Raw genomic sequence first — 24,756 nt, 5'->3', positions numbered from 1 at the left:
CAGAACCGAAAGAACCGAACAGGAATACCGCCATGCAATGGGAAGTGGTGATCGGCCTCGAAACGCACGCGCAGCTTTCGACGGCCTCCAAGATTTTTTCCGGCACCTCCACCGCCTTCGGGGCCGAGGCCAATACGCAGGCCTCGCCGGTGGACCTGGCGCTGCCGGGCGTGCTGCCGGTGCTCAACAAGGGCGCGGTCGAGCGTGCCATCCAGTTCGGCCTGGCGATCGGCGCCACCATCGCGCCGCGCAGCATCTTTGCGCGCAAGAACTACTTCTACCCCGACCTGCCCAAGGGCTACCAGATCAGCCAGTATGAGATCCCGGTGGTCCAGGGCGGCACCATCACCATCCAGGTCGAGGGCAAGAAGGGCGAGTTCTACGAGAAGACCGTCAACCTGACGCGCGCCCACCTGGAAGAAGACGCGGGCAAGTCGCTGCACGAGGACTTCGCCGGCATGACTGGCATCGACCTGAACCGCGCCGGCACGCCGCTGCTGGAAATCGTCACCGAGCCCGACATGCGCAGCGCCGCCGAAGCGGTGGCCTACGCCAAGTCACTGCACTCGCTGGTGGTGTGGCTGGGCATCTGCGACGGCAACATGCAGGAAGGCAGCTTCCGCTGCGACGCCAACGTGTCGGTGCGCCCGTTCGGGCAGAAGGAATTCGGCACCCGCCGCGAAATCAAGAACCTGAACTCGTTCCGCTTCCTGCAGCAGGCCATCGAATACGAAGTGCAGTGGCAGATCGCGGAGATCGAGGACGGCCGCAAGATCCAGCAGGCCACCGTGCTGTTCGACCCGGATACCGGCGAGACCCGCGCGATGCGCACCAAGGAAGACGCGCACGACTACCGCTACTTTCCCGATCCGGACCTGATGCCGCTGGAAATCGACGCGGCGTGGGTCGACCGCGTGCGCGGCGAACTGCCCGAACTGCCGGCCGCGATGCAGGCGCGCTTTGTCTCGCAATACGGCCTGTCAGCGTATGACGCCACCACGCTGACCGCGACCAAGGCGTTCGCCACCTACTACGAGGCCGTGGTGGCCGACGCCGGCGCGGCCAATGCCAAGCCGGCGGCCAACTGGCTGATGGGCGACGTGGCCTCGCAGCTCAACCGCGAAGGCATCGCCATCGATGCCGCGCCGGTCACGCCGGCGCAACTGGCGAAGCTGCTGACGCGCATTGCCGATGGCACGGTGTCGAACAACACTGCCAAGAAGGATGTGTTCCCGGCGATGTGGGCGGGCGAGCATGGCGGCGATGCCGATGCGATCATTGCGGCCAAGGGGCTGAAGCAGATGTCGGACAGCGGTGAGCTGGAGAAGATCATCGACGATGTGCTGGCGGCCAATGCCAAGTCGGTGGAGGAGTTCCGCGCCGGCAAGGAGAAGGCGTTCAATGCGCTGGTTGGTCAGGCGATGAAGGCGACCAAGGGCAAGGCGAATCCGGCGCAGGTGAACGAATTGCTGCGCAAGAAACTCGGCTGAGTTCAGAGGACTGAGACAGCCTCAACAAACCGCCTGTTTGCTCCCCTCTCCCGCGAGAGGGGCCGGGGGAGAGGGCAGGCGTGTCAAAAGCTGAGCGCGGCGGGTTAAAACCGTTGGCCCCGCTTGATGTGGTTCCTGGCTAGCCCACCCCTCCCCCAACCCTTTCCCCCTGAGAGGAGAGGGAGAACACCTTGCTTAGGCTAGCTCGGGCGGTTCTGGTGCACCCAACACCGTCGGATTCGCTTTCTGCTTCTCTCTTCCCTACATCCCCGCCCTGCCCCGCACCGTCTCCTGCAGCAACGACCTCAACTTCGCCAGCGCCCCCGGATCCCCATGCGCGGCCGAGCGCGCATACCAAATCTTGGCCTGCTCGATATCCCGGTCGACCACGCCTGGCTCGCCGTGCTCATAGAAACTGCCGACGATGTACTGCGCACCGCCGTCGCCGGCACTGGCGGCGCGGCTGTACCACGCGAACGCCTGCGCGTAGTCCCGCGGCACCCCGCGCCCGGTGAAGTAGTTGGTCGCCAGCGCCATCTGCGCCTGCACGTGCCCGCCCTGCGCCGCGCGCTCATACCAGCGGTTGGCTTCCTCGAGTGACTTGGGCACCAGCTCGCCGCGCTCATGCAGGTCGCCCCAGGTGTACTGGGCATGGGTCATCTCATTGTCGGCCGCCTTCTTCAGCCATACCAGAGCCTCCTGCGGGCGGGCGGGGGTGCCCTCGCCACGCAGCAGCATCATGGCGTAGTTGAACTGGGCGAGGCGGTTGCCCTGGCGGGCGGCACTGGCGAAACCGCGCAGGGCCTGGTCGAAGTTGCCGGCCTCATAGGCCGTGACGGCATCGCGGGTCTGGGCCTGCGCCGGCGCGGGCGGCTGCGGCGCGGCAGCGGCGGGTTGCACAGACAGCCATGCGGCGATGGCGCCGGCCAGCAAGACGGCAATCGGGGAACGGGCAATCGACATGGCGGACTCCGGGCGCGGCGCCTTCTTTGCTCCAGTGTAGGAGTCAGGGCACGCGCCCGGTAGGCAGGCTCGGTAGCAGTCTTACTATCCGCGCGAATAATCAACGCACCTTGATTTCACCCCATAACATTCGTCGTACAGATATATAAGCAACGTGCTCAGATCCATCCCGCCCGGTGCAGCCGCCGCCACAGCGCACCGCAGGCAAGCGCCGTCACGCCAATCACCGCCGGGTAGGCGTAGTGGAATTGCAGTTCGGGCATGAAATCGAAGTTCATCCCGTACAGGCTGAACACCACGGTCGGGATCGCCAGGATCGCGCCCCAGCCGGCCAGCCGCTTGACCACCTCGTTCTGGCCCACGGTGACCAGCGCCAGATTGACCTGCACCGCGGTGGTCAGCATTTCGCGCACCACGTCGAGCGTGCGCACCAGCCGGCTGGCGTGATCCTCGATGTCGCGGAAGTAGGCGCGCAGCTCCTTTGGCACCAGGTCCTCGTGCAGGCGGATCAGCTGGCCGCACATATCCTCGACGGGACTGACCGCATTGCGCAGCCGCAGCACCTGGCGCTTGATCCGATACAGGCGTTCGATCGCCGCGCGGTCGAATTCGTCGCGGAAGATGCCTTGCTCCAGCGCTTCGAAGGTATCTTCCAGCCGCGTCACGATTGGCAAGTAGTGGTCGACGACAAAGTCCATCAGCGCGTACAGCACGTAGCCGGGGCCGTTGGCCAGCCCTTGCGGGTCATGTTCGCAGCGCTCGCGCACCGGGGCGTAGGTGCTGCTGGCGCCGTGGCGCACCGACACCACGTAGTTGGGGCCGACGAAGAGATGGGTCTCGCCGACCACGACTTCATCCTCTACCAATTGCGCGGTGTTGAGCACGACGAAGACCGAATCGCCGTAGGCCTCCAGCTTGGGACGCTGGTGCGCGTCGAGCGCGTCTTCCACCGCGAGATCGTGCAGGCCGAAGGCGTGCTGCACCTGGCGCAGCAGCGCGAGGTCGGGTTCGTGCAACCCGAGCCAGACGAAAGTGCCCGGCACGCTCAGCACTGAAGGAATCTCTTCCATGCCGACCGTGCCGAGCCGTTTGCCCTGCCGGTAGGCTACGCAATTGACGATGGCGCCCATGGGAACTCCGCTATCAGATGGCGCAATCGTAACAAGGCTTTGCTTTGCCCACGCTATGCCGTCCCGCTGTCGCGCGGCGCAGGCCACGGCTGGCACACATTCGCCGGGCCACGCTGTGCCATCGCAGTGCATATGGAACGCACAGGCCACCCATCACGCCGGCATCGCGCCTACATCGCTTTTATCACGCCAATTGTTACAGTTCGCGACAGAGACAACGTTAGAATGTGGCATTTCCACGGTCACCCGGCTATGTCCCAGAAGAAAACGCCACGCTTCGAGCTGCGCAGTGGCAACGTCGACGCCCTCCTTCTCGCCCTCCAGACCGCCGACATGGCTGCGCTGCGGGATGACCTCCTCTCCCGCTTCGAAGCCACTCCCGACTTCTTCTCCAATGACGTGATCGCGCTGGACCTGCGCGCACTGGAAGACGATGGCGCCGTTGCGCTCGGAACGGTGATCGAGACGCTTGCCACGCTCAAGGCGCGCGCCATTGGGGTGGTGGCCCGTCCCGGCCAGCGCGAGTGGGCCGAGCGCTTCGGCCTGCCGCTGCTCGACAGCCAGAGCCGCCGCGGCAGCACCACCGATCGCGCCGCCGAGGCCAAGGCCGCTGCTGCCGCGGAACAGGCCGCCGACCAAGCCGCCGCCGAACAGGCCGCGCGCGAAGAGGCCGTCCGCGCGGCCGCTGCCGCCGCGACCGACGCCGCCGTGGCCGCCGCCATCCGCCAGACCCAGACCCTGCTGATCGACAAGCCGGTGCGCTCGGGCCAGCAGATCTACGCGCAGGGCGACGTGGTGATCCTCGACGTGGTCAGCCACGGCGCCGAAGTGATCGCCGAAGGCAACATCCATATCTACGCCCCGCTGCGCGGCCGCGCGCTGGCGGGCGTCAAGGGCAATACCGGCGCGCGCATCTTCAGCACGTGCATGGAGCCTGAACTGATTTCCATCGCCGGCATCTATCGCACCGCGGAGCAGACGCTCCCGGCCGACGTGCTCGGCAAGACCGCCCAGGTCCGCCTGGCCGATGAAAAACTGATCCTGGAAGCGTTGCGGCTCAAATAAGCCAGCGCGCCCCTCGGGATCCCCAATCAAAGCAGCGTAAGCTTCAACCCATTACTGGACCAAAGAGCCATGGCAAAAATCATCGTTGTGACCTCCGGCAAGGGAGGCGTCGGCAAGACCACCACCAGCGCCAGCTTTGCCGCCGGCCTGGCCCTGCGTGGCCACAAGACTGCCGTGATCGACTTCGACGTCGGCCTGCGCAACCTCGACCTGATCATGGGTTGCGAACGTCGCGTGGTGTATGACCTGATCAACGTGGTGCAGGGCGAAGCCAACCTGCGCCAGGCGCTGATCAAGGACAAGAAGTGCGAGAACCTGTTCATCCTGCCGGCCTCGCAGACGCGCGACAAGGACGCGCTTACGCGCGACGGCGTCGAGAAGGTCATCAACGGCCTGATCGACATGGACTTCGAATTCATCGTCTGCGATTCGCCCGCTGGCATCGAGTCGGGCGCGCTGATGGCGATGTACTTCGCCGATGAAGCGCTGATCGTCACCAACCCGGAAGTGTCATCGGTGCGCGATTCGGATCGCATCCTGGGCATCCTGGCATCCAAGACCAAGCGCGCCAGCGAAGGCGGCGACCCGATCAAGGAACACCTGCTGATCACCCGCTACAACCCCAAGCGCGTGCATGGCGGCGAGATGCTGTCGCTGACCGACATCCAGGAAATCCTGCGCATCAAGCTGATCGGCGTGGTGCCGGAGTCTGAAGCCGTGCTGCATGCGTCCAACCAGGGCACGCCCGCTATCCACCTGGAAGGCAGCGACGTATCCGACGCCTATGGCGACGTGGTGGACCGCTTCCTCGGCAAGGACAAGCCGATGCGTTTCATCGACTACCAGAAGCCGGGGTTGTTCTCCCGCATCTTCGGCAACAAGTAACGGTCAGGAGGGCTCATCCCAATGTCGATCCTTTCCTTCCTGCTGGGAGAGAAGAAGAAGTCCGCGTCGGTCGCCAAGGAGCGGCTGCAGATCATCCTCGCCCACGAGCGCACCGGCCATTCCGCGCCCGCCGACTACCTGCCCGCGCTGCAGCGCGAGCTGGTGGCGGTGATTTCAAAGTACGTCAAGATCAGCGACCAGGACCTGCGCGTGAGCCTCGAGCGCCAGGACAATCTCGAGGTCCTTGAAGTCAAGATCGAAATCCCGCAGGGCTGATTCCCCCAGCCCTCATCGCTGCTCACCCTGACCGCGGCGCGGCTCCTGCGCCGCGGTTTGTCCCTCCCCTCTCTCCCCCTCTCTCCCCCGCTTTCTCCCGTTCCCCCGCCAGCTCAGTGCACAGGCCGGTTTCCGGCTTTGCCGCTTCGCACCAATCCGGAATTGTGTAGCGGCCAGACAACGGAATTGCACCAAAATCCTGCTGGAAAGCGCGCTTTGGCGGAGTTTTGTGTCCTTAATGCTTACGTTTTGTTAGATTTTCGCGACGTCTACACCAAACGTAGACCTCGTCACTGCCGTGATCCGGCGGAGAACAATACAAGACAGAAAAGGAGCACCATGAAGAAATCGGCCATCGTCCTCGCAGCCGGCAGCCTGTTGGCAGGTTCGGCGTACGCCCAGACGTCCGTCACCCTGTACGGTATCGTCGACCAGAGCATCCGCTTCACCACGAACGCCAACGCCAACAACGACAATCTGTGGGAACTGACCAACGGCGCGGTCACCAACAGCCGTTGGGGCCTGAAGGGCAGCGAAGCCCTCGGCAACAACCTGAAGGCAATCTTCCAGCTGGAAGGCGGTTTCGATCCGGACACCGGCCGCTCCAACCAGGCCAGCGCCACCAACCCGAACGGCCGCCTGTTCGGTCGTCAGGCTTACGTTGGCCTGTCGGGTGACTTCGGCGCGATCAAGCTGGGCCGCCAGTACACCGAAGGCTTTAACTTCTTCGGCGACTACGATCCGCTGACCATCGGCAACTACACCGCCAACGCCTGGCCGTTCTTCCTGACCCAGTTCCGCAGCGACAACGTGGTCAGCTACAGCGGCAAGTTCGGCGGCCTGGACGTGGGCGCCGGCTACGGCTTCGGCGAGCAGCCGGGCAGCATGACCAAGAACCAGTACTGGGGCGCTCGTGCCGCCTACACGTACGGTCCGTTCGGCGTCGGCGGCGTGTACCAGGAAATCCGCGACATCAACGGCAACAAGCAGCAAATGTGGGGCGCTGCCGGTAAGTACTCGATCGGCCCGGCCAAGATCTTCCTGGGTTACGTGGGTGGCAAGGACCGCACCGGCGTGATCGACAACGGCTTCCTGAACAACTCGGCTTCCGCGCCCCCCGCACCCGTGGTCGCCGCCGGTGCTGTGAACAACCCGCGCAAGGACACCATCGGCTACATCGGCGTGACCTACCAGGCCACCCCGGCCCTGGCCCTGACCGGCGTGTTCTACGGCGACTATGTCGAGAACAAGAACGGCGTGAACGACAACAACGGCCGCCGCTACACCGGCGTGCTGCTGGCCGAGTACTCGCTGTCCAAGCGCACCCAGGTCTACGGTACGGTTGACTTCAACAAGGTTTCGGGCGGCACCACCACCGAACTACCGGGCCGTAACAACCAGACCGGCGCTGCTGTCGGCATCCGCCACATCTTCTGATCGTTTTCCCGATCGGCAGACCCTGGCAAAAGGCACCTTCGGGTGCTTTTTTTCATGGGCGCGGCCGGCGCCGCAGCCACAGGTACCAGCCTGTCTGCGGCGAGGCTTGCGTCGCGTCCCTGGCTGGTGGCGCCGCCATCGGCTGCAGCGGCACCAGCACGCCGCCGTGGCGTGCCACCACGCGCTGCGCGCACAGCAGCGCCGGCCCGGGCTCGGCCAGCCGCGCGGCGCTTTCTTCATCGACGGGATCGAGTGCGATCCATAGCGCCATGCCGCCCGCGTGGCGGCGGCACCTGATGCGCAGCGCGGTACCCTGCCCCGCGGCACCGATGGCGCACGAGAGCAGCCATTCCAGCGTTTGCACCAGCATGGCGTGGTCGCCGCCGATGCGCGGCAGGCGCCCTGCGATGCGGCCTAGGCCGGCCCCGGGGGGGCGAGCCTCAGTCGGCCTTGATGCCGGCTTCCTTCACGATGCGGGCGTTCTCCGCGTACTCGTCGCGGATGGCCTTGGCGAACTGCGCCGGCGTGCCACCGGTGGGCACCTCGCCGCCCTTGAGCAGGCGCTCATGGACCTCCTGCTCGGCCAGCGCCTTGTTCAGCTCGGCGTTCAGGCGGTTGATGATGGCCGCTGGCGTCTTGCCCGGCGCGAACACGCCGAAGGTGGAAGTCAGGTTGGCCTTGGGATAGCCGAGTTCGGCCAGCGTCGGCACCGACGGCAGGCTCTCCAGCCGTTTCGGCGCGCCCACTGCCAGCGCGCGCAGGCGGCCGGCCTGCATATGCTGCGTCAGCACCGGGCTGGCGTTGGTGCTCATCACCTCGAACTGGCCGCCGAGCGCGTCGTTCATCTGCTGGCCCGCGCCCTTGTACGGGATCAGCGTGATATCGGCCTTCGACTTCTGCTTGATCTGCTCCAGCACCACATGGCCGACCGTGCCCAGGCCCGAGGTCGCCCAGCGCACCGAGCCGGGCTTGGCGCTGGCCTGGCCGACCACGTCGGCAAAGCCCTTGCCGCTGAAACTGTTGGTGGCAATCACCAGCACCGGCGAGTACATCACGCTCATCACCGGCGCCACGTCCTTCTGCGGATCGTAGTTGACGTGGCCGACGTGCGGATTGAGCGTCAGCGGGCTGGTCGAGGCAAAGCCCAGTGTATAGCCGTCCGGCGCGGCCTTGGCCACCGCATCGATGCCGATGCTGCCGCCGGCGCCAGCCTTGTTCTCGACCACCACCGAGGTGCCCATCTGCGCCGACAGGCGCTCGCCCAGCGCGCGCGCCACGGTGTCGCTGATGCCGCCGGTCGGGTAGGCGACGATCAGGCGGATCGGGCGGCTGGGGTAGGCATCGGCGGCGGCGGCGGGCAGTGCGGCGGCGAGCAGACCGGCGGCACAGGTCGCTGCCAGCAGGTTCAGGCGGAAGGGGAAGGCCATGATGGTGGAAATGCGGGAGAGATTCGGGAGGAACGCGCCGCCAGCAGCGGGGTGCCGTTACAGCGCGGAGCAGCCGCTATCTTAGCCGATGGGTGACGCACTCAGCGCACCAGCGGCCGTTCCGGCACCCACGAGACGAACAGCTCGTTGGCCCGGTCATACAACCGCCATACCGTGCCGCAGTCGCGGCAGGCAAAGGTCAACATGCTGAACGGCACGCCGGCCGCGCTCTGGCTGACCAGCGGCGCCGTGCCCCGCAGCGCCAGGCAGGCCGGCGGCTCGCGCCGGCGCGGATCGGCCGCCAGCTCCAGGCAACGCTCGCAGGCGGGCTTCGCAGGGGCGGCAGGCTGCGGTGATGAGGGCGGCATCGGGAGCGGGGGCACGGCGGACTTCATGCCCGCCATGATGCCGCAAATCGGCTCCCGAAAGCAGCCGGCGGCAGGACATGCGGGATCGGATGCACGGGTCAGGCCGTCCGCGCACGCGCCACCGCCGCCGGTGCTGCCGCGCGTTTCCGCAGGGCGGCTGGTGGCGCCGCGGTGGGTGCGATCCCATTCGCTGGTGACCAGGTAGGTGCAGCCTCAGGCCCGCTGCGCTCGCTGGCGCAGGTCCGGCAGGAACACCGTCAGCAGCCCCAGCAGCGGCAGGTAGGCGCAGTACTCATACACCGCGCGGATGCCGTGCGTATCCGCCATGCCGCCCAGCACCGCGGCGCCGATGCCGCCCATGCCGAAGGCAAAGCCGAAGAACAGCCCCGACACCATGCCGACCTTGCCGGGGATCAGCTCCTGCGCGAACACCAGGATCGCCGAGAACGCCGAGGCCAGGATAAAGCCGATGATGAAGGTCAGCACGCCGGTCCAGAACAGGCCCACGTGCGGCAGCACCAGCGTGAACGGCGCCACGCCCAGGATCGACGCCCAGATCACGCGCTTGCGGCCGATGCGGTCGCCGATCGGCCCGCCCAGGATGGTGCCGGCGGCCACCGCGGCGAGGAACATGAACAGGTGCAGCTGCGCGTCCTGCCGCGCCAGCCCGAAGCGCTCCATCAGGTAGAAGGTGTAGTACGAGGTCAGGCTGGCCATGTAGAAGTACTTGGAGAACACCAGCACCATCAGCACCACCATCGCGCGCACCACCACGCGCGTCGGCACCGGGCTCGCCACCACGCCCGCGGCCTTGCGCTTGCGCGCGCCCTGCGCCAGCTGGCGCGCATACCAGCCGCCGATGCGCCACAGCACCACGATGCCCACCAGCGCCGCCAGCGAGAACCACGCCAGGCTGGCCTGCTGGTGCACGATCAGCGCGGCCAGCAGCGGCCCCATGGCGCTGCCGCCGTTACCGCCCACCTGGAAGATCGACTGCGCCAGCCCGTGCTGCCCGCCCGAGGCCATGCGCGCCACGCGCGACGATTCGGGATGGAAGATCGACGAGCCGGTGCCGACCAGCGCCGCGGCCACCAGCAGCACGCCGTAGCTCGGCGCCACCGACAGCAGCAGCAGGCCCGCCAGCGTGAAGGCCATCGCCACTGCCAGCGAATGCGGCTTGGGATGCTTGTCGGTGTACAGCCCGACCACCGGCTGCAGCAGCGACGCGGTGACCTGGTAAGTCATGGTCAGCAGCCCGATCTGGGTGAAGCTCAGGTTGAAGCCCCCCTTGAGCATCGGGTAGATCGCCAGGATCAACGACTGGATCATGTCGTTGAGGAAGTGGGCGAAGCTGATCGCCGACAGCACGCGGAATCCGGTACGTTCGGCCTGCGGGGAAGACGAAGTCTGGGCGGCGCCGGTCGGCGCGGAGTCGATGGTTGTGCTCATTGGCGGCTCTCGACGGACTGAAAGCGGCCAGCAGGGCGCCGGCCATGGAGAAGATGAGCCCGATGCTAGCTGGCGCCAGCCCGCCTGTCCTGCGAGAATGGGGCCGCAACCTTGGAGAAAAGGACATGCAGCGCGCCCCTAGTCACACCGCCCTCGCTCCGGCCGACACTAGCCGGCGCCGGCGCGTCCGGGACCAGCCTGTACCCCCTGCCACCACGCAGGGCGACACTTACTCCAATCCCCCGCGCTACGCCCGCTATGACCGCGGCCCGATGCCGGTCGCCGCGATGGCCGCCGACTACCTGCCCGGAGAGGTGACCAAGCCGCACCAGCATCCGCACGCCCAACTGATCCACGCGGTGCACGGCGTGATGGTGGTGGCAACCGAGGAAGGCCAGTGGATCGTGCCCCCCACGCGCGGCATGTGGATGCCGGGCGGCATCACGCACTGGATCCGCATGGTCGGCCGGGTGCAGATGCGCACCGCCTATATCCGCCCCGATGCCGCGCCCGACCTGCCGCAGCGCTGTACCGTGCTCGGCATCTCGCCGCTGCTGCGCGAGCTGATCCTGGCGGCGATCGACATCCCCCTGCCCTACGCGCCCGACACGCGCGACGCGCGCCTGATGCGGCTGCTGCTCGATGAAGTGATGCTGGTGCCGTCGCTGCCGCTGCACCTGCCGCGCCCAACGGACGACGGCTTGCGGCAGATCTGCGATGCGATCGTGAGTACGCCCGATACCGCGCTGACGCTGGCGGACTGGGGCGGGCGGCTGGGCGTGGATCCGAAGACCATCCAGCGGCGCTTTGCCAGGGAGACTGGGATGACCTTCGGGCAGTGGCGCCAGCAGGCGCGGCTGCTGGCGGCGCTGGAGAAGCTGGCAGCCGGGAGCAAGGTGGTGGATGTAGCGCTCGACCTAGGCTACGAGAGCCCGAGCGCCTTTGCGACGATGTTCAGGCGGCAGTTCGGCGTGCCGCCGAGCGTGTTCTTTCGCTGACCGTGGGCGTCACCGCCCCAGGTACCGCTCCACCAGCCGCGTCCAGTAAGCCGCACCCACGGTCAGGTTCTCGTCGTTGAAGTCATAGCCCGCGTTATGCAGCAGCGGCTGGTTGGCGCCGTTGCCCAGACGCACGAAGCAACCCGGCCGCTCCTGCAGGAAGTAGGCAAAGTCCTCGCTGCCCGCAATGCGCGCGGCCTGCCCCACCACCTTGTCGGCGCCGACCAGTTCCTCGGCCACCTGCCGCGCGAACTCGGTTTCGCGCTCGCTGTTGACCAGCACCGGGTAGCCGCGCACATAGTCGATCTCGGCGATCGCGCCATAGCCCTCGGCATGCGCGGTGGCAAGCTGGCGGATCCGGTTTTCCAGCGAGGCGCGCACTTCCGGGCTGAACGAGCGCACGCTGATCTCCATGCGCGCGCTGTCGGGGATCACGTTGGGGGCGTGGCCGGCGTGCAGCGTGCCGATGGTCACTACCGCGGTCTCGTTCGGGTCGACATAGCGCGACACCACCGACTGCAGCGCCATCACCAGGCTGCCGGCCACCAGGATCGGGTCGATCGACTGATGCGGGCGCGCCGCGTGGCCGCCCTTGCCGCGGATGGTGATGGTGACCGTGTCGCAGGCCGCCATGAACGGGCCCGAGCGGAACAGAAAGGTGCCCTGCTCCATGCCCGGATGGTTGTGCAGCCCGAAGATCGCGTCGCACGGGAAACGCTCGAACAGGCCGTCGGCCAGCATGCGCTCGGCGCCGCCGCCCGCGCCGATTTCCTCGGCCGGCTGGAAGATCAGGTGCACCGTGCCGTCAAAGTTGCGCGTGCGCGCCAGCTGCTTGGCCGCGCCCAGCAGGATCGCGGTGTGGCCGTCGTGCCCGCAGGCGTGCATGCGGCCCTCATTGACGCTGGCGTAAGGCAGCCCGCTGCGCTCGTAGATCGGCAGCGCATCCATGTCGGCGCGGATGCCGACACTGCGCCCGCCCTGCCCGCATTTGAGCGTGCCAACCACGCCGGTGCCGCCCACCGCGCGCGTGACCGTGTAGCCCCACGTCTCCAGCAGGCTGGCGACCAGACCGGAAGTCCGGACTTCGTCGAAGGCGAGTTCGGGATGCTGGTGGATATTGCGCCGGATGGCCTCGAGTTCCGCGCGGCTGTCCAGGGTGTCGGTCAGCGCGCAGTACTGGCGCATCAGCGGGGAGGACTTGAGGGTGGTGCCGAGGTAAGACTCGAGCTCGGGGGCGTGCTCAGACATGGCATGTGCTCTTTGGCGAAACCTGTATAAACAGTATTTCACGCAGAAAACACGAGCGAAATGCCAAGGGTGCGATTTCCTGTAAATCGATGTAATTTGGGCGTTTGGGGCACCGAAACTGTTGCCCTAATCGTACGCTTTGTGTGGAAACCAAACGCTTTGTGTGAAAGCGTTTCGACGGGGAACCTTTAGCAGCTCGCTTCCGAGGCCCTTCTTCCCGTACGAAACGCCGGCGTTTGCCAACGCCAGCGCATGACGGGCACGCGCGGCGCGGTCCCGCCTGTCCTCACCGCTCGCCGTACGCCACCACCTTCTGCGTCTGCACGCCAAGCCCGTCCACACCGAGCCGCATGGTGTCGCCCGCCTTCAGGAAGCGCGGCGGCTTGAAACCCATGCCCACCCCCGGCGGCGTGCCGGTCGCGATCAGGTCGCCTGGCAGCAGTGTCATGAAGCGGCTGACATAGCTGACCACGGTCGCCACGTCGAAGACCATGGTGGCGGTGGTGCCCTTCTGCACGCGCTCGCCGTTGACCTCCAGCCACAGGCCCAGCGCCTGCGGGTCGGCCACCTCGTCGCGCGTCACCAGCCACGGGCCGGCCGGGCAGAAGGTGTCGCAGCCCTTGCCCTTGTCCCAGGTGCCGCCGCGCTCGATCTGGAACTCGCGCTCGGACACGTCGTTGACCACGCAGTAGCCGGCCACGTGGCGCAGCGCCTCTTCGCGCGAGACATTGCGCGCGGTGGTGCCGATGACCACGCCCAGCTCCACCTCCCAGTCGGTCTTTTCCGAGCCGAACGGCAGCATCACCGCGTCGTTGGGGCCGTTCAGCGAGCTGTTGGCCTTCAGGAACACGATCGGCTCGGCCGGCAGCGGCATGCCGGCCTCGGCGGCGTGGTCGGCATAGTTCAGGCCAATCGCCACGATCTTGCCGATACCCGTCCACGGCACGCCGAAGCGCGCGTCGTCGATCACCGGCAGCGATGCCGGGTCGACCCTGGCGAGCGCTTCCAGCGCCGCGGGCGCCAGTTGCGCCGCATCGATATCGCCCACCACGCCGGACAGGTCGCGCACTCGGCCTTCTGCATCGATCACGCCCGGGCGCTCGGCGCCGGGGATGCCTACTCGAACCAGTTTCATCGTCGTTGTCGTCTCAAGGGGTTGTTCAGGCGGATTTTTGCTGGCTGGCGTCGCGCGCGCCGGCTTCTGCCAGCGAGCGCGCCACCACGCTCAGCACCTCTTTCGCGGTGTTCTCGGAATGCTGGCGCAGCACCTGCGCCAGGCGCGGCCGGCCGGGCTCGCGCAGCGCGGCCATGATGGCTTCATGTTCCTCATGCGACTCCTGCCAGCGGATCGTATCCGCATTGGCGGCGCCGCGCGCGCGGTGCACCTTGCTCATCAGCGTGGCGTAGATGCCGGCCAGCACCGGGTTGCCGGCGCCGTCGATGATGATCTGGTGGATTTCCTGGTTGATGCGGAAATAGTCGGTACGCCGGCCCCCGGCATGCGCGTCGATCATGGCCTGGTGGCGCCGCTCGAGCTTGTTCAGGGCGGCGTCGCCCAGCCGTCGCGCCGCCAGCTCGCCGGCCAGCGCCTCCAGCCCGTGCAGGGTTTCGAAGGTGGCGCGCAGTTCCTCCAGGTCCAGCGGCGCCACCCGGTAGCCGATGTACTGCCGGTGCAGCACCAGCCCCTCGGACACCAGCACCTTGAGCGCCTCGCGCAGCGGCGTCTTGGAAACGTCGAAGGCCTCGCAGAAGGCCCGTTCGTCGATCCGCGCGCCGGGCGGCAGTTCGCCCTCTTCGATCATGGTGCGCAGCCGCACGGCAATTTCAGCCGACATGCCGAGCGTGCGCAGGCGCGTGGTTTTTGAAAGCGTTTGTGTCACAGACGTCACCAGAATGGGGAAATGCACCACGGCAAGGCTACCACATTCCAAAATTGTGCATGCGCAACATTGTAAAATCAATGACTTACACGCGTTGTAATTACAGATTACGTATCTTATACTCCGACCTGTTGCGCGACACGACTATTAAAACTGCCCATCCACGGACCAAAGAAGGAGACGCCGCCATGCAAACGACAAGCCGGGCGACAGTGCTTACGGAGGCCAAGACCTCCGTGCGCTGGAAGATTTTTCTGATGATGCTGTTCCTCATCGCGATCAACTACATCGATCGCGCCTCGCTCTCGGTGGCGATGCCGCTGATCGCCAAGGAGTTCGACCTCAGTCCCACCATGCAGGGCCTGATCCTCAGTTCGTTTTTCTGGACCTATGCGCTGATGCAGGTGCCGGGCGGCATGCTTGCCGACAAGTACAAGCCGCGCATCGTGATTGCCACCGCCACCGTGTTCTGGGGCATTGCCCAGGCGGTCGCGGCCTTCACCACCAACGCCACCTCGCTGCTGCTGACCCGGCTCGGCCTGGGCGCTGCCGAAGCGCCGATCTACCCGGCCGGCGGCAAGCTCAATGCGATCTGGATGACGCAGAACGAGCGCGGCCGCGGCGCCACCCTGCTCGACGGCGGCGCGCCGCTGGGCGCGGCGCTCGGCGCCATCATCATCACGTGGCTGATCGCCACGCTGGGCTCATGGCGGCTGGCCTTCATCGTGGCCGGCGTGGGCACCGTGCTGGCCGGCGTGGTGGCGTGGTACTACGTGCGCAATTCGCCGCGCGAGCACCGCGGCGTCAACGAACTGGAAGCCCGCTATATCGAGGAAGCGCAGGCCAATGAGCACCGCGCCGAACCGGCCAACCTGTCCGGCCGCTCGCTGGACTTCTTCAAGTACCGCTCGGTGTGGTGCATGGCGATCGGCTGGATGTGCTTCAACACCGTGTTCTACGGCCTGCTGACCTGGATGCCCAACTACCTGAACAAGGTGCATGGCTTCGACATCAAGCAGATGGGCGGCGCCAGCTTCATCATCTTCTTCAGCGGCTTCGTCGGCGAACTGATCGGCGGCTGGATCGCCGACAAGTGGAAGGAAGCCGGCGGGCGCCCCAATGTGGTGATGCGCACGCTGTTCGGCATTGCCGCGGTGGTGGCGACGGCCTCGATCTTCTCGGTGGCCTACGTCAGCGATCCGATCGTGGTGGTCGTGCTGCTGTCGTCGACGCTGTTCTTCCTGCGCTGGTGCGGCCTGTTCTGGTGCGTGCCGTCGATGCTGGGGACGCGCAACAAGGTCGGCTTCCTGGGCGGCGTGATGAACCTGGGCGGCAATATCGGCGGCATCACCGTGCCGATCATCGTCGGCATGATCGTGCAGTTCACCGGCTCGTACTTCCTGGCGCTGATGTTCTTCGCCGCGGCCGGCGTCGGTCTGCTGCTGGCATCGACCGCGATCGACTACGAGACCAAGATCCCGGTCTGATCGCGGCCCGCAGCTTCGACTCACACATCCAATAAGACCCTCGCTCACGCCTTGCCTCGTGCAAGGCATACCACCCACGCTGCGCCTGCTCCTGCCGGCGCGGCGTTGGAGGAGACATGTCATGACCCGCTTCCCACGTATGCTGGCTGCCGCCTTGCTCGTGCTGGGCGCCGCGCAGGCACATGCCACGCCGGCAGCCCCATCGACCCCCGTCGGTGACGGACTGCCGACGGCACAACCCGAAGCCGTCGGCGTCGATTCGGCAAAACTCGTCGCACTGTCCGAATGGATCCGCCGCGACAAGCTCGATGTGCGCAGCCTGCTCGTCATCAAGGACGGCAAGCTGGTGTTCGAGCGCTATGGCGACGGCCTGTCGCGCGACTACAACCACGAGCTGTATTCCGTCACCAAGTTCATCAGCGCGCTGCTGGTCGGCACGCTGGTCGGAGACGGCAAGCTGAGCGCCGAAGACTCGCCCGCGCCGCGCCTGGCCGCCGCGCGTCCCGACCTCGCCAGCGCGCTGGCAGACAAGCAGGCGATCCAGTTGCGCCACTTGATGTCGATGTCCAGCGGCCTGTCGTACAAGCTGGTGGAAGGCACCGACACGCTCTACTACGGCGTGCCGGACCGGCTGCGCGTGGCGGCCACCGCCGCGGTGCGCACCAAGGCCGGCGCCGAGTTCGACTACATCGACGTCAACCCCGTGCTGGTCGGCGCCGCCATCACGCAGGCCGCCGGGCAGCCTGAAGACCAGTATGCAAAAGCCCGCTTGTTCGGCCCGCTCGGCATGAGCCACTACCGCTGGGACGGTGCCGACGGCAAAGGCGCGGTCTCAGGCGGCTGGGGGCTGCGGCTGCGCTCCATCGACATGGCCAAGCTCGGCATGCTGATGCTGAACCAGGGCCGCTGGAACGGCCAGCAGATCGTGCCGGCCTCGTGGGTCGAACGCATGACCACGCCCGCCGGTCCGGCGAAGGACTACGGCTTCTACTGCTGGGTCAACAACATCGTGCAGAGCGAACGCGAATTCAGCGCCATGGGCTACAAGGGCCAGTTCATCACCGTACTACCGCAGCAAAACGCCGTGATCGTGATGAACAGCATCATGTCCACGCAAGGCGGCCTGCGCGATGCGGCGTACCTTGACCTGTACCGGCGCATGGTGAATGAGTACGTGCTGCCCGCGCTGCAGGCAGGCAAGTCCGTCAGGCCGGATGCCGCGCGGCAGGCTGCGCTGCAAAAGGAACTGCAGCTGGCACGTGCCAGCCACGGCGTGCCCGGCACCGCCCTCGCCCTCAACGACAAACCCGAACAATAAACACAAAGGCGCCGTCGCACCCATAGGCTGCAAAGGCGGCGCCCGCCCTACTCCTGAGAACGACTGAAATGACCAAGCAAATCCGACTCGGCATGCTGACGCCGTCTTCCAACACGGCGCTCGAACCCATCACCAGCGCGATGGTCGCCGGCCTGCCCAATGCCAGCGCGCATTTCTCGCGCTTCACCGTGACCGAGATCTCGCTGCGCGACCAGGCGCTGGGCCAGTTCAATCTCGACAAGATCCTGGCTGCCGCCAGCCTGCTGGCCGATGCGCGCGTCGATGTCATCGCCTGGAACGGCACCTCGTCAGGCTGGCTCGGCTTCGACAAGGATGAAGCGCTGTGCAAGCAAATCACCGAAGCCACCGGCATCCCGGCCACCACCTCGGTGCTGGCGCTCAATGAAATCCTGCAAAAGACCGGCGCGCGCAACTTCGGCCTGGCCACGCCTTACCTGGACGACGTGCAGCAACGCATCATCGCCAACTACGCGCGCAGCGGCTTTACCTGCGTGGCCGAGAGCCACCTGGACCTGCATGTGAACTACAGCTTCGCCGAGGTCGAGGAAGACACCATCCGCGACATGGTGCGCGGCATCGCGCAGCACAAGCCGCAGGCCATCACCACCTTCTGCACCAACCTGCGTGCCGCGCACCTGGCCGAGGAGCTTGAAGCCGAGACCGGCATCCCGCTGTACGACACCATCTCCACCGTGGTGTGGAAGTCGCTGCGCCTGTGCGGCGTGGATACGCGCGAGCTGCGCGGCTGGGGCCGCCTGTTCCGCGAAGTGGAGTAAGCCGATGTCCGCTCACGACAGCCTTGACCTGGTGATCCGCCGCGCGGACGTGGTCACCGCCGCCGACCGCTTCCGCTGCGATATCGGCGTGCGCGGCGGGCAGATCGTCGCGCTCGGCCACGGTCTGCCGCAGGGGGCGCGCGAGATCGATGCCGATGGGCTGCTGGCGCTGCCCGGCGGCGTCGACGGCCATTGCCACCTCGACCAGCCGATGCCAGACGGCCTGCGCATGGCCGACGACTTCTTCACCGGAACGCGCGCCGCGGTCTGCGGCGGCACCACCACCGTGATTCCGTTCGCCGCGCAGGAGAAGGGCGCATCGCTCAAGGCTGCCGTGGCGGACTACCACCGCCGCGCGGAAGGCCGTGCCGTGATCGACTACGCCTTCCACCTGATCGTCGCCGATCCCACGCCCGCGGTACTGGCCGACGAACTGCCGGCGCTGATCCGCAAGGGCTACAGCTCGTTCAAGGTCTACATGACCTATGACGACCTCAAGCTGTCCGACCGCGAGATGCTGTCGGTGCTGGATGTCGCCAGGCAGAACAACGCGCTGGTGATGGTGCATGCCGAGAATGCCGACTGCATCTCGTGGCTGACCGACAAGCTGGTCGGGGAAGGGCGCATCGCGCCGCGCTTCCATGGCCTGGCGCGGCCCGCCGCCGTCGAGCGTGAAGCCACGCACCGCGCCATCACCTTTGCCGAGCTGGTCGACGTGCCGATCCTGATCGTGCATGTCTCCGGCAAGGAAGCGATCGAGCAAATCCGCTGGGCACAGGGCAGGGGGCTGCAGATCCTGGCCGAGACCTGCCCGCAGTACCTGTACCTGACCGCCGACGACATGGCCTTGCCAGGCGACGACGGCTATGAAGGCGCCAAGTGCATCTGCAGCCCGCCGCCGCGCGATCCGGAGAACCAGGCCGCGGTGTGGCGCGCGCTCACCAACGGCGTGTTCAGCGTGTTCTCGTCCGACCATGCGCCGTTCCGCTATGACGACCCGCAAGGCAAGCAGCCGGGCGGCAACCGGCCTTCGTTCGACCACATCCCCAACGGCGTGCCGGGCATCGAGACGCGCCTGCCGCTGCTGTTCGACGGCGTGGCGCGCGGCAAGCTGTCGCTGCACCAGTTCGTCGAGCTGACTTCGTGGCGGCCAGCGCGGCTGTACGGACTGTATCCGCGCAAGGGAACCATCGCCATCGGCGCGGATGCGGACATCGTGCTGTGGGATCCGCACAAGCGCGTGCAGATCCGCAACAGCGCGCTGCACCACGCGGTGGACTACACGCCGTATGAAGGCATCGAAGTGACCGGCTGGCCGGTGCATTGCTTCTCGCGCGGCGAGATGCTGGTGCGCGATGGCCAGTACCTGGAACCGCAGGCGGGAAGAGGGCAGTTCCTGCCGGCGGGCGCGCCGATGCTTGGTTGATGACCTGCGGGCCTGAAGACTGAAGAGCTGTTCGACAAACACTATCTCCCCATGCAACTCCTGATCGTCAATCCCAATATCAGCGAATCCGTCACCGCGCTGATCGAAGCCGAGGCGCGCCGCACTGCCGCCTCCACCACCACGCTGAAGATGGCCACCGCCCAGTTCGGCGTGGCCTACATCGAAACTCGCTTCGAGGCTTTGGTCGGCGGCTACGCCACCGCCTGCGCCGCCGCGGAGCATGCCGGCCAGTTCGACGGCCTGGTGGTCGCCGCCTTCGGCGACCCCGGCCTGGCGGGCCTGAAAGAGCTGTTCGACGTGCCGGTCGTCGGCATGACCGAGGCCGCGCTGGCAAGCGCCTGCCTGCTCGGGCAGCGCTTCTCCATCATCGCGATCTCGCACCGCATCCAGGCCTGGTACCGCGAATGCGTGGCGGCCAACGGCCTGTCGTCGCGGCTGGCGAGCGTGCGTTCGCTGCAGGAGCCGCTGCGCGATATCGGCAGCGTGCAGGAAGACCATGCCGCGCGGCTGGAGCAGCTGTGCCTGCAGGCGGTGGAGCAGGATGGCGCCGACGTGATCATCGTAGCCGGAGCCCCGCTGGCGGGGCTGGCGCGCTCGCTGCAGGGGCGCCTGCCGGTGCCGGTGGTGGATGGCGTGTCGAGCGCGGTGCGGCATTGCGAATCGCTAGTGGCGCTGCGCGCCGGCAGCGCCACGCAAGGCAGCTTTGCGCGGCCGCCGCGCAAGCCCAACGCGGGGCTGACGCCGGCGCTGGCAAAGCTGCTCGACTAAGCCGGGCCAACCGGGCTGTGCAGATTTGCAGGGCGCATCCGCAAGGGCGCGCATTGCCGCACAGCGGGCGCGATCCTAGACTGCCTGCACGGCCGCCGCATGACGTGGCGGCCAGCCAACCACAACAGGATCGCGATGAAGCTCTTCTACTCTCCGGGCGCCTGCTCGATGGCCGTGCATATCGCGCTGCGCGAAGCCGGTCTGCCGGTCACGCTGGCCAAGGTCGACCTGATCCAGCACAAGCTGGCGCAGGCCGAGAATGGCAGCGACGACTACTACGCCATCAACCCGCGCGGCTACGTGCCCCTGCTGCAGTTCGACGACGGCTCGCGCCACACCGAAGTGGCATCGCTACTCCAATACATCGCCGACCAGGTGCCCGAGCGCACGCTGTTGCCCGCCGCCGGCACGCGCGCACGGCTGGAAGCGACCGGCTGGCTGACGCTGGTCTCGACCGAACTGCACAAGGTCTTCAGTCCCTGGCTGTGGCACAAGGAAACTGCGCAGATCACGCAGGAAGCCTGCAAGGCCAAGCTGCAGCTGCGCTTTGCCGAACTCGACCGGCACCTGCAAACCCGCCATTTCCTGACCGGCGACACCTTCACCGTCGCCGACGCCTATTGCTTCACCATCGTGGGCTGGGCCCGCATGCTGATGATGCCGCTGACCGCATACCCGGCGCTGCAGCAATACCTGTCGCGCGTGGCGGCGCGGCCGGCGGTGCAGGAGGCGATGCGGGCGGAGGGACTGGTGCGCGACTGAGCGTTGGCCGCGTGCGCAGCGCGCTCAGCGCTGCGCGCCGAGCAGCGACTCGATCTTTGCCACCAGCTCCTTGTCGTCAGGCTTGGTGCGGCTGCCGTAGCTGGCCACCACCTGGCCGTCGCGGCCGATCAGGTACTTGTAGAAGTTCCACTTGGGGGCGATCCCGGTCTGCTTTGCCAGCAGCGCATACATCGGGTTGGCTTCGCCGCCGCGCACGTGCGACTTGCCAAGCATCGGGAACTTGACGCCGTACGTGTTGTAGCAGAAGTCCGCGATCTCCTTCTCCGAGCCGGGCTCCTGCGAGAAGTCGTTGGACGGGAAGCCCAGCACCACCAGCCCACGCGCGCGGTATTTGGCGTAGAGCGCCTCCAGCCCTTCGTACTGCGGCGTGAAGCCGCAATAGCTGGCGGTGTTGACCACCAGCACCACCTTGCCGGCGTACTGGCACAGGTTCTGCGGCGCGTCGTCCTGCAGGCGCGGGAAGGTGAAGTTGAGCGAGGCGGGGCAGGTGCCTGCCGCTGCAGGCGCAGCAGCGGGCTTGTCGGTTGCGCGGGCAGGGGCCGGGAGCAGGGCAGCGCTGGCCGCGGCCAACGCCAATGCGGCGGCGAAAGTGGTGTTGCGCAGGGCGTGGCGGCTGGCAGGCGCGCCGGTGTACGGCGTGGCAGGCAGGGAACGGCGGTTCATGGCGACGGGGCTCCGGTGGTCGGCTCGCTGTAGCGGGTACGCGTAGTCTACGCCGACGGCAGCCGGTCGGATGCACGGGGTGGCCCCGGCGCCACCGTCCAACGCCAGTCAGTCCATCGCCAGCGTGGCGGCGTGTTCGGTGACGCTGCTGCGCAGTTCCAGGTCCGGCATGCGGCGCACGATCAGCAGCGCGAGCACTGCCGCCGCAGCACCGGCGGCGAAAATCAGCTGGAAGCCTGACTCCACGCCACCGGCCAGCACCTGCTGCACCGCCGGCGAGAGGTGCGCCAGCGCTTCGCTGCCATGGCGCAGCGCGCCCAGGTCCAGCGCCTGCGTCACACCCGAGGCGGCCAGCGCATGGCGGAACTCCAGCGTCAGCAGCGTACCGGCCAGCGCCCCGCCGATCGCACTGCCGAGCGAGCGCAGTACCAGCAGCGCGCCGGTGCCGGCGCCGGTATCGCGGCGCTCGAGCACGTTCTGAACGCTCATCAGCGTCGACACCATGGTCATGCCCAGGCCCACGCCGGCCAGCGTCATCGCCGCCAGCACCACGGCCAGCGGCATCGCGGGGGTCACCAGCGCCAACCCGATCAGTCCCAGCGCGGCAGCGATATAGCCGCCCGTCAGGATGCCGCGCATGCGGCCCACGCGCGGCGCCAGCCAGGCCACGATGAAATTCCCCGCCACGGTGGCCAGCAGGAACGGCATCACCAGCAGCCCCGAGGTCGAGGCATCGGCGCCGCGCACCAGCTGGAAATGCAGCGGCAGCGCAAAGATGCACAGGAAGATATCGAGCGCGGCCAGGGCCGAGGCGGCGACGCCCATCACATAGGCGCGGTTGGCGAACAGCCGCGGCGGCAGCATCGGATCGGCGGCGCGGCGCTCCTGCCAGGCGAGCAGCGCCACGGCGGCCGCGGCGGCCAACAGCAGGGCGCCCAGTTGCGCCGAGATCCAGTCGTAGACGTCGCCGCCCCAACTCATCGCCAGCAGGAAGGCGACGATGGCGACCGCCAGCAGCAGCGCACCCAACCAGTCCACGCGCGGGCGGCCGCCGCGCGGCTGCAGCGCCGCCAGGCCGCGGTAGCACATGAACATCGCCAGCAGGCCCAGCGGCACGTTGACCCAGAACAGCCAGCGCCACGACATATGGTCAGAGACCCAGCCGCCCACCAGCGGCCCGGCGATCGACGCCACGGCCCATACCGTGGCCAGGTAGCCCTGGTAGCGCCCGCGCTGGCGCGGCGCCACCACGTCGGCGATGGCCGCCTGCGCCAGCGACATCAGCCCGCCGCCGCCCACGCCCTGCAGCGCGCGGAACAGGATCAGCTGCCCCAGCGTCTGCGCCATCGCGCACGCCACCGACGCCGCGATAAACAGCGTGATCGCCACCATCAGCAGCCGCCGCCGCCCGAAGCTGTCCGACAGCTTGCCGTACAGCGGCGTGGTCACCGTCGACACGATCAGGTACGCGGTCACGATCCACGACAGGTGGCCGAAGCCGTTCAGGTCATTAGCGATCGCCGGCACCGCCGGGATCACCACGGTCTGGTCGAGCGCGGCGAGCAGGATGCACAGCACGATGCCGCCGATCACCCGCATGATGGCGCGATGGTCGTGGATGGGAGCGTGGGCGAGTGCGGCAGAGGAGGGTGAAGACATGGCAGGCAGAAAACCGCAGCAATGTGCGGCGAAATCAACTCAAAATGCGGGGGAATATCGGGCCGAAAACCGCTTTGGAGGGGGCGTGACGCCGTCGCGGGTGACCGCTATTCAGCAACCGCATAATTATAGGCCCGTGACGAATATCGTGCCGGCATCGCAGGTAAGATCCCGACCATGACCGAGACCCCACAAGAAACAGGTCACGCCACCAGCGCGGCCGGACCCGAACTGGGCCAGTGGCACCCCGTGCTGGCCATGGAACAGGCACAGGGCGACGGCCCCTTCGCCGCCCGCCTGTTCGGCCGCGCGCTGGTGCTGTGGCGCAACGCCGATGGCTGGCACGCCTGGGACGACCGCTGCCCGCACCGCGGCGCCGCGCTCACGCTGGGCGCGGTGCGCGACGGCCTGCTGCATTGCGGCTATCACGGCTGGCGCTTCGAGTCAGGCGGCCGCTGCACGCGCTATCCCGCGCACCCCGGGCTGGTGCCCGCGCCGCGCGCCTGCGCCACCACCCATCCGGTGCGCGAAGGCTATGGCCTGCTATGGGTGCGCCTGGCTGGCGACGGCACCGAAGCGGTGCCCGAACTGCCGCCGTTCCCCGAATACGACGACCCCGAATGCCGCCACATCGTCTGCGGCCCGTACGACGTCGCCACCTCGGCGCCGCGGCTGGTGGAAAACTTTCTGGACATGGCCCACTTCGGCTATGTGCATGACGGCTACCTGGGCGATCCCGGACACACCGAGGTGCCGCCGTACGAAGTCGAAGCCATCGGCGACGCCCGCAAACCCGACGCACTGCGCAGCATCGGCTGCCGCGCCTGGCAGCCGCGCGCGCACGCCAGCGCCGCCGGCGGGGCGATGGTCGAGTATGAATACCGGGTTGTCGCGCCGTATGCGGCGATCCTGACCAAGGTGCCAGACCTGGGCGACAACCACCGCAGCGCGATTGCGCTGTTTATCTGCCCGCGGGATGAGGAATCAAGCCAGGTGTGGTTCGTGATGTCGCTGGTCACGGAAGACGACGACGCCAGCCTGCGCGAATTCCAGGACACCATCTTCCTGCAGGACAAGCCGATCGTGGAATCGCAGCAGCCGCGCCGGCTGCCGCTGCGCACCGGCGTGGAAGTGCCGCAGCCGGCCGACAAGCTGGCAGGCGCGTACCGCCGCTACCTGGCGGCGCACGGGGTGAAGTTCGGCACGCTGGAGTAAGCG

At 67.2% G+C, this 24,756-nt stretch carries 24 protein-coding genes; 13 read left to right on the top strand and 11 right to left on the bottom strand.

From position 1 onward, the window contains the following. Positions 1 to 32 precede the first annotated feature (32 nt). Positions 33 to 1,490, top strand: coding sequence for an Asp-tRNA(Asn)/Glu-tRNA(Gln) amidotransferase subunit GatB (gene gatB, locus AC10V3_RS00285; RefSeq protein WP_022533170.1), 1,458 nt, complete (start codon positions 33 to 35; stop codon positions 1,488 to 1,490). 261 nt (positions 1,491 to 1,751) lie between these two features. Here gatB and AC10V3_RS00280 read toward each other — a convergent pair whose 3' ends face one another. Next, positions 1,752 to 2,453 carry a tetratricopeptide repeat protein gene (locus AC10V3_RS00280; RefSeq protein ID WP_022533169.1) on the bottom strand — a complete coding sequence of 234 codons (702 nt, stop codon included), beginning with the start codon at positions 2,451 to 2,453 and terminating at the stop codon, positions 1,752 to 1,754. Between the two features lie 158 nt (positions 2,454 to 2,611). Further along, complete coding sequence (locus tag AC10V3_RS00275) at positions 2,612 to 3,583, bottom strand: magnesium and cobalt transport protein CorA (protein WP_022533168.1); 972 nt, start codon at positions 3,581 to 3,583, stop codon at positions 2,612 to 2,614. A 252-nt stretch (positions 3,584 to 3,835) separates the two neighbouring features. Here AC10V3_RS00275 and minC point away from each other — a divergent pair, with 252 nt between their 5' ends. The 4 genes from minC to AC10V3_RS00255 all read left to right on the top strand — a co-directional run bounded on the left by minC (position 3,836) and on the right by AC10V3_RS00255 (position 7,246). Continuing rightward, the gene (minC, locus tag AC10V3_RS00270; RefSeq protein WP_041680914.1) at positions 3,836 to 4,648 is read left to right on the top strand and encodes a septum site-determining protein MinC; all 813 of its coding nucleotides are present in this window, start codon (positions 3,836 to 3,838) and stop codon (positions 4,646 to 4,648) included. Between the two features lie 69 nt (positions 4,649 to 4,717). Next, positions 4,718 to 5,533 (top strand): septum site-determining protein MinD, encoded by an 816-nt coding sequence (gene minD / locus AC10V3_RS00265; RefSeq protein WP_022533166.1) that lies wholly within the window; start codon positions 4,718 to 4,720, stop codon positions 5,531 to 5,533. A 21-nt stretch (positions 5,534 to 5,554) separates the two neighbouring features. Beyond that, on the top strand, positions 5,555 to 5,809 hold the full coding sequence (gene minE, locus AC10V3_RS00260) for a cell division topological specificity factor MinE (protein ID WP_006164360.1): 255 nt from the start codon (positions 5,555 to 5,557) through the stop codon (positions 5,807 to 5,809). Between the two features lie 339 nt (positions 5,810 to 6,148). Next, a complete protein-coding gene (locus AC10V3_RS00255) occupies positions 6,149 to 7,246 on the top strand; it encodes a porin (RefSeq protein ID WP_022533165.1) in 1,098 nt (365 codons plus the stop codon). Between the two features lie 52 nt (positions 7,247 to 7,298). On the opposite strand, the gene AC10V3_RS00250 is transcribed toward AC10V3_RS00255, so the two are convergent. The 4 genes from AC10V3_RS00250 to AC10V3_RS00235 form a co-directional block, all read right to left on the bottom strand. Next, positions 7,299 to 7,616 carry a hypothetical protein gene (locus tag AC10V3_RS00250; RefSeq protein WP_490922922.1) on the bottom strand — a complete coding sequence of 106 codons (318 nt, stop codon included), beginning with the start codon at positions 7,614 to 7,616 and terminating at the stop codon, positions 7,299 to 7,301. Positions 7,617 to 7,686: 70 nt separating this feature from the next. Beyond that, positions 7,687 to 8,673: a Bug family tripartite tricarboxylate transporter substrate binding protein gene (locus AC10V3_RS00245; RefSeq protein ID WP_490922920.1), complete on the bottom strand. Its 987-nt coding sequence runs from the start codon at positions 8,671 to 8,673 to the stop codon at positions 7,687 to 7,689. Positions 8,674 to 8,774: 101 nt separating this feature from the next. After that, positions 8,775 to 9,077: a hypothetical protein gene (locus tag AC10V3_RS00240; protein ID WP_490922918.1), complete on the bottom strand. Its 303-nt coding sequence runs from the start codon at positions 9,075 to 9,077 to the stop codon at positions 8,775 to 8,777. A gap of 177 nt (positions 9,078 to 9,254) precedes the next feature. Continuing rightward, positions 9,255 to 10,490, bottom strand: a complete 1,236-nt coding sequence (locus AC10V3_RS00235; protein WP_490922916.1) for an MFS transporter — start codon at positions 10,488 to 10,490, stop codon at positions 9,255 to 9,257. A 125-nt stretch (positions 10,491 to 10,615) separates the two neighbouring features. Here AC10V3_RS00235 and AC10V3_RS00230 point away from each other — a divergent pair, with 125 nt between their 5' ends. Continuing rightward, a complete protein-coding gene (locus tag AC10V3_RS00230; RefSeq protein ID WP_490922915.1) occupies positions 10,616 to 11,488 on the top strand; it encodes an AraC family transcriptional regulator in 873 nt (290 codons plus the stop codon). Positions 11,489 to 11,497: 9 nt separating this feature from the next. Here AC10V3_RS00230 and AC10V3_RS00225 read toward each other — a convergent pair whose 3' ends face one another. The 3 genes from AC10V3_RS00225 to AC10V3_RS00215 all read right to left on the bottom strand — a co-directional run bounded on the left by AC10V3_RS00225 (position 11,498) and on the right by AC10V3_RS00215 (position 14,616). After that, on the bottom strand, positions 11,498 to 12,736 hold the full coding sequence (locus tag AC10V3_RS00225; RefSeq protein WP_022533155.1) for a M20 aminoacylase family protein: 1,239 nt from the start codon (positions 12,734 to 12,736) through the stop codon (positions 11,498 to 11,500). 286 nt (positions 12,737 to 13,022) lie between these two features. Next, positions 13,023 to 13,871: a fumarylacetoacetate hydrolase family protein gene (locus AC10V3_RS00220; RefSeq protein WP_454751465.1), complete on the bottom strand. Its 849-nt coding sequence runs from the start codon at positions 13,869 to 13,871 to the stop codon at positions 13,023 to 13,025. Between the two features lie 25 nt (positions 13,872 to 13,896). Continuing rightward, a complete protein-coding gene (locus tag AC10V3_RS00215) occupies positions 13,897 to 14,616 on the bottom strand; it encodes a GntR family transcriptional regulator (RefSeq protein WP_454751464.1) in 720 nt (239 codons plus the stop codon). Positions 14,617 to 14,804: 188 nt separating this feature from the next. Between AC10V3_RS00215 and AC10V3_RS00210 the strand changes: the two genes are divergently transcribed. The 6 genes from AC10V3_RS00210 (at position 14,805) to gstA (ending at position 21,195) form a co-directional block, all read left to right on the top strand. Further along, on the top strand, positions 14,805 to 16,103 hold the full coding sequence (locus AC10V3_RS00210; RefSeq protein ID WP_022533152.1) for an MFS transporter: 1,299 nt from the start codon (positions 14,805 to 14,807) through the stop codon (positions 16,101 to 16,103). Between the two features lie 121 nt (positions 16,104 to 16,224). Next, the gene (locus tag AC10V3_RS00205) at positions 16,225 to 17,421 is read left to right on the top strand and encodes a serine hydrolase domain-containing protein (RefSeq protein WP_490922912.1); all 1,197 of its coding nucleotides are present in this window, start codon (positions 16,225 to 16,227) and stop codon (positions 17,419 to 17,421) included. A 68-nt stretch (positions 17,422 to 17,489) separates the two neighbouring features. Then, positions 17,490 to 18,218, top strand: a complete 729-nt coding sequence (locus AC10V3_RS00200) for a maleate cis-trans isomerase family protein (protein WP_490922911.1) — start codon at positions 17,490 to 17,492, stop codon at positions 18,216 to 18,218. A gap of 4 nt (positions 18,219 to 18,222) precedes the next feature. Further along, complete coding sequence (gene hydA / locus AC10V3_RS00195; RefSeq protein WP_490922909.1) at positions 18,223 to 19,644, top strand: dihydropyrimidinase; 1,422 nt, start codon at positions 18,223 to 18,225, stop codon at positions 19,642 to 19,644. Between the two features lie 51 nt (positions 19,645 to 19,695). Beyond that, a complete protein-coding gene (locus AC10V3_RS00190) occupies positions 19,696 to 20,433 on the top strand; it encodes an aspartate/glutamate racemase family protein (RefSeq protein ID WP_349605253.1) in 738 nt (245 codons plus the stop codon). Between the two features lie 135 nt (positions 20,434 to 20,568). Next, positions 20,569 to 21,195 (top strand): glutathione transferase GstA, encoded by a 627-nt coding sequence (gstA, locus tag AC10V3_RS00185; RefSeq protein ID WP_490922908.1) that lies wholly within the window; start codon positions 20,569 to 20,571, stop codon positions 21,193 to 21,195. Positions 21,196 to 21,219: 24 nt separating this feature from the next. Here the strand turns inward: gstA and AC10V3_RS00180 are convergent, their stop codons facing one another. Together AC10V3_RS00180 and AC10V3_RS00175 are read right to left on the bottom strand one after the other, a co-directional pair. Further along, on the bottom strand, positions 21,220 to 21,879 hold the full coding sequence (locus tag AC10V3_RS00180) for a glutathione peroxidase (protein WP_490922906.1): 660 nt from the start codon (positions 21,877 to 21,879) through the stop codon (positions 21,220 to 21,222). Positions 21,880 to 21,987: 108 nt separating this feature from the next. Next, positions 21,988 to 23,478, bottom strand: a complete 1,491-nt coding sequence (locus AC10V3_RS00175) for an MDR family MFS transporter (RefSeq protein ID WP_490923699.1) — start codon at positions 23,476 to 23,478, stop codon at positions 21,988 to 21,990. A 237-nt stretch (positions 23,479 to 23,715) separates the two neighbouring features. On the opposite strand from AC10V3_RS00175, the gene AC10V3_RS00170 reads away from it, so the two are divergent. Then, positions 23,716 to 24,753 carry an aromatic ring-hydroxylating dioxygenase subunit alpha gene (locus tag AC10V3_RS00170; RefSeq protein WP_490922905.1) on the top strand — a complete coding sequence of 346 codons (1,038 nt, stop codon included), beginning with the start codon at positions 23,716 to 23,718 and terminating at the stop codon, positions 24,751 to 24,753. The last annotated feature ends 3 nt before the right edge of the window (positions 24,754 to 24,756 follow it).

Source organism: Cupriavidus sp. PB-02, from assembly GCF_058252315.1.
Note: the sequence above shows the minus strand (reverse complement) of the source record. Positions and strands in the feature narration are given on the sequence as shown.

Excerpts from the sequence above, each read along its gene's own strand:
- gatB (WP_022533170.1), top strand. The coding sequence starts at position 33 with ATGCAATGGGAAGTGGTGATCGGCCTCGAAACGCACGCGCAGCTTTCG.
- AC10V3_RS00280 (WP_022533169.1), bottom strand. The coding sequence starts at position 2,453 with ATGTCGATTGCCCGTTCCCCGATTGCCGTCTTGCTGGCCGGCGCCATC.
- AC10V3_RS00275 (WP_022533168.1), bottom strand. The coding sequence starts at position 3,583 with ATGGGCGCCATCGTCAATTGCGTAGCCTACCGGCAGGGCAAACGGCTC.
- minC (WP_041680914.1), top strand. The coding sequence starts at position 3,836 with ATGTCCCAGAAGAAAACGCCACGCTTCGAGCTGCGCAGTGGCAACGTC.
- minD (WP_022533166.1), top strand. The coding sequence starts at position 4,718 with ATGGCAAAAATCATCGTTGTGACCTCCGGCAAGGGAGGCGTCGGCAAG.
- minE (WP_006164360.1), top strand. The coding sequence starts at position 5,555 with ATGTCGATCCTTTCCTTCCTGCTGGGAGAGAAGAAGAAGTCCGCGTCG.
- AC10V3_RS00255 (WP_022533165.1), top strand. The coding sequence starts at position 6,149 with ATGAAGAAATCGGCCATCGTCCTCGCAGCCGGCAGCCTGTTGGCAGGT.
- AC10V3_RS00250 (WP_490922922.1), bottom strand. The coding sequence starts at position 7,616 with ATGCTGGTGCAAACGCTGGAATGGCTGCTCTCGTGCGCCATCGGTGCC.
- AC10V3_RS00245 (WP_490922920.1), bottom strand. The coding sequence starts at position 8,673 with ATGGCCTTCCCCTTCCGCCTGAACCTGCTGGCAGCGACCTGTGCCGCC.
- AC10V3_RS00240 (WP_490922918.1), bottom strand. The coding sequence starts at position 9,077 with ATGGCGGGCATGAAGTCCGCCGTGCCCCCGCTCCCGATGCCGCCCTCA.
- AC10V3_RS00235 (WP_490922916.1), bottom strand. The coding sequence starts at position 10,490 with ATGAGCACAACCATCGACTCCGCGCCGACCGGCGCCGCCCAGACTTCG.
- AC10V3_RS00230 (WP_490922915.1), top strand. The coding sequence starts at position 10,616 with ATGCAGCGCGCCCCTAGTCACACCGCCCTCGCTCCGGCCGACACTAGC.
- AC10V3_RS00225 (WP_022533155.1), bottom strand. The coding sequence starts at position 12,736 with ATGTCTGAGCACGCCCCCGAGCTCGAGTCTTACCTCGGCACCACCCTC.
- AC10V3_RS00220 (WP_454751465.1), bottom strand. The coding sequence starts at position 13,871 with ATGAAACTGGTTCGAGTAGGCATCCCCGGCGCCGAGCGCCCGGGCGTG.
- AC10V3_RS00210 (WP_022533152.1), top strand. The coding sequence starts at position 14,805 with ATGCAAACGACAAGCCGGGCGACAGTGCTTACGGAGGCCAAGACCTCC.
- AC10V3_RS00205 (WP_490922912.1), top strand. The coding sequence starts at position 16,225 with ATGACCCGCTTCCCACGTATGCTGGCTGCCGCCTTGCTCGTGCTGGGC.
- AC10V3_RS00200 (WP_490922911.1), top strand. The coding sequence starts at position 17,490 with ATGACCAAGCAAATCCGACTCGGCATGCTGACGCCGTCTTCCAACACG.
- hydA (WP_490922909.1), top strand. The coding sequence starts at position 18,223 with ATGTCCGCTCACGACAGCCTTGACCTGGTGATCCGCCGCGCGGACGTG.
- AC10V3_RS00190 (WP_349605253.1), top strand. The coding sequence starts at position 19,696 with ATGCAACTCCTGATCGTCAATCCCAATATCAGCGAATCCGTCACCGCG.
- gstA (WP_490922908.1), top strand. The coding sequence starts at position 20,569 with ATGAAGCTCTTCTACTCTCCGGGCGCCTGCTCGATGGCCGTGCATATC.
- AC10V3_RS00180 (WP_490922906.1), bottom strand. The coding sequence starts at position 21,879 with ATGAACCGCCGTTCCCTGCCTGCCACGCCGTACACCGGCGCGCCTGCC.
- AC10V3_RS00175 (WP_490923699.1), bottom strand. The coding sequence starts at position 23,478 with ATGCGGGTGATCGGCGGCATCGTGCTGTGCATCCTGCTCGCCGCGCTC.
- AC10V3_RS00170 (WP_490922905.1), top strand. The coding sequence starts at position 23,716 with ATGACCGAGACCCCACAAGAAACAGGTCACGCCACCAGCGCGGCCGGA.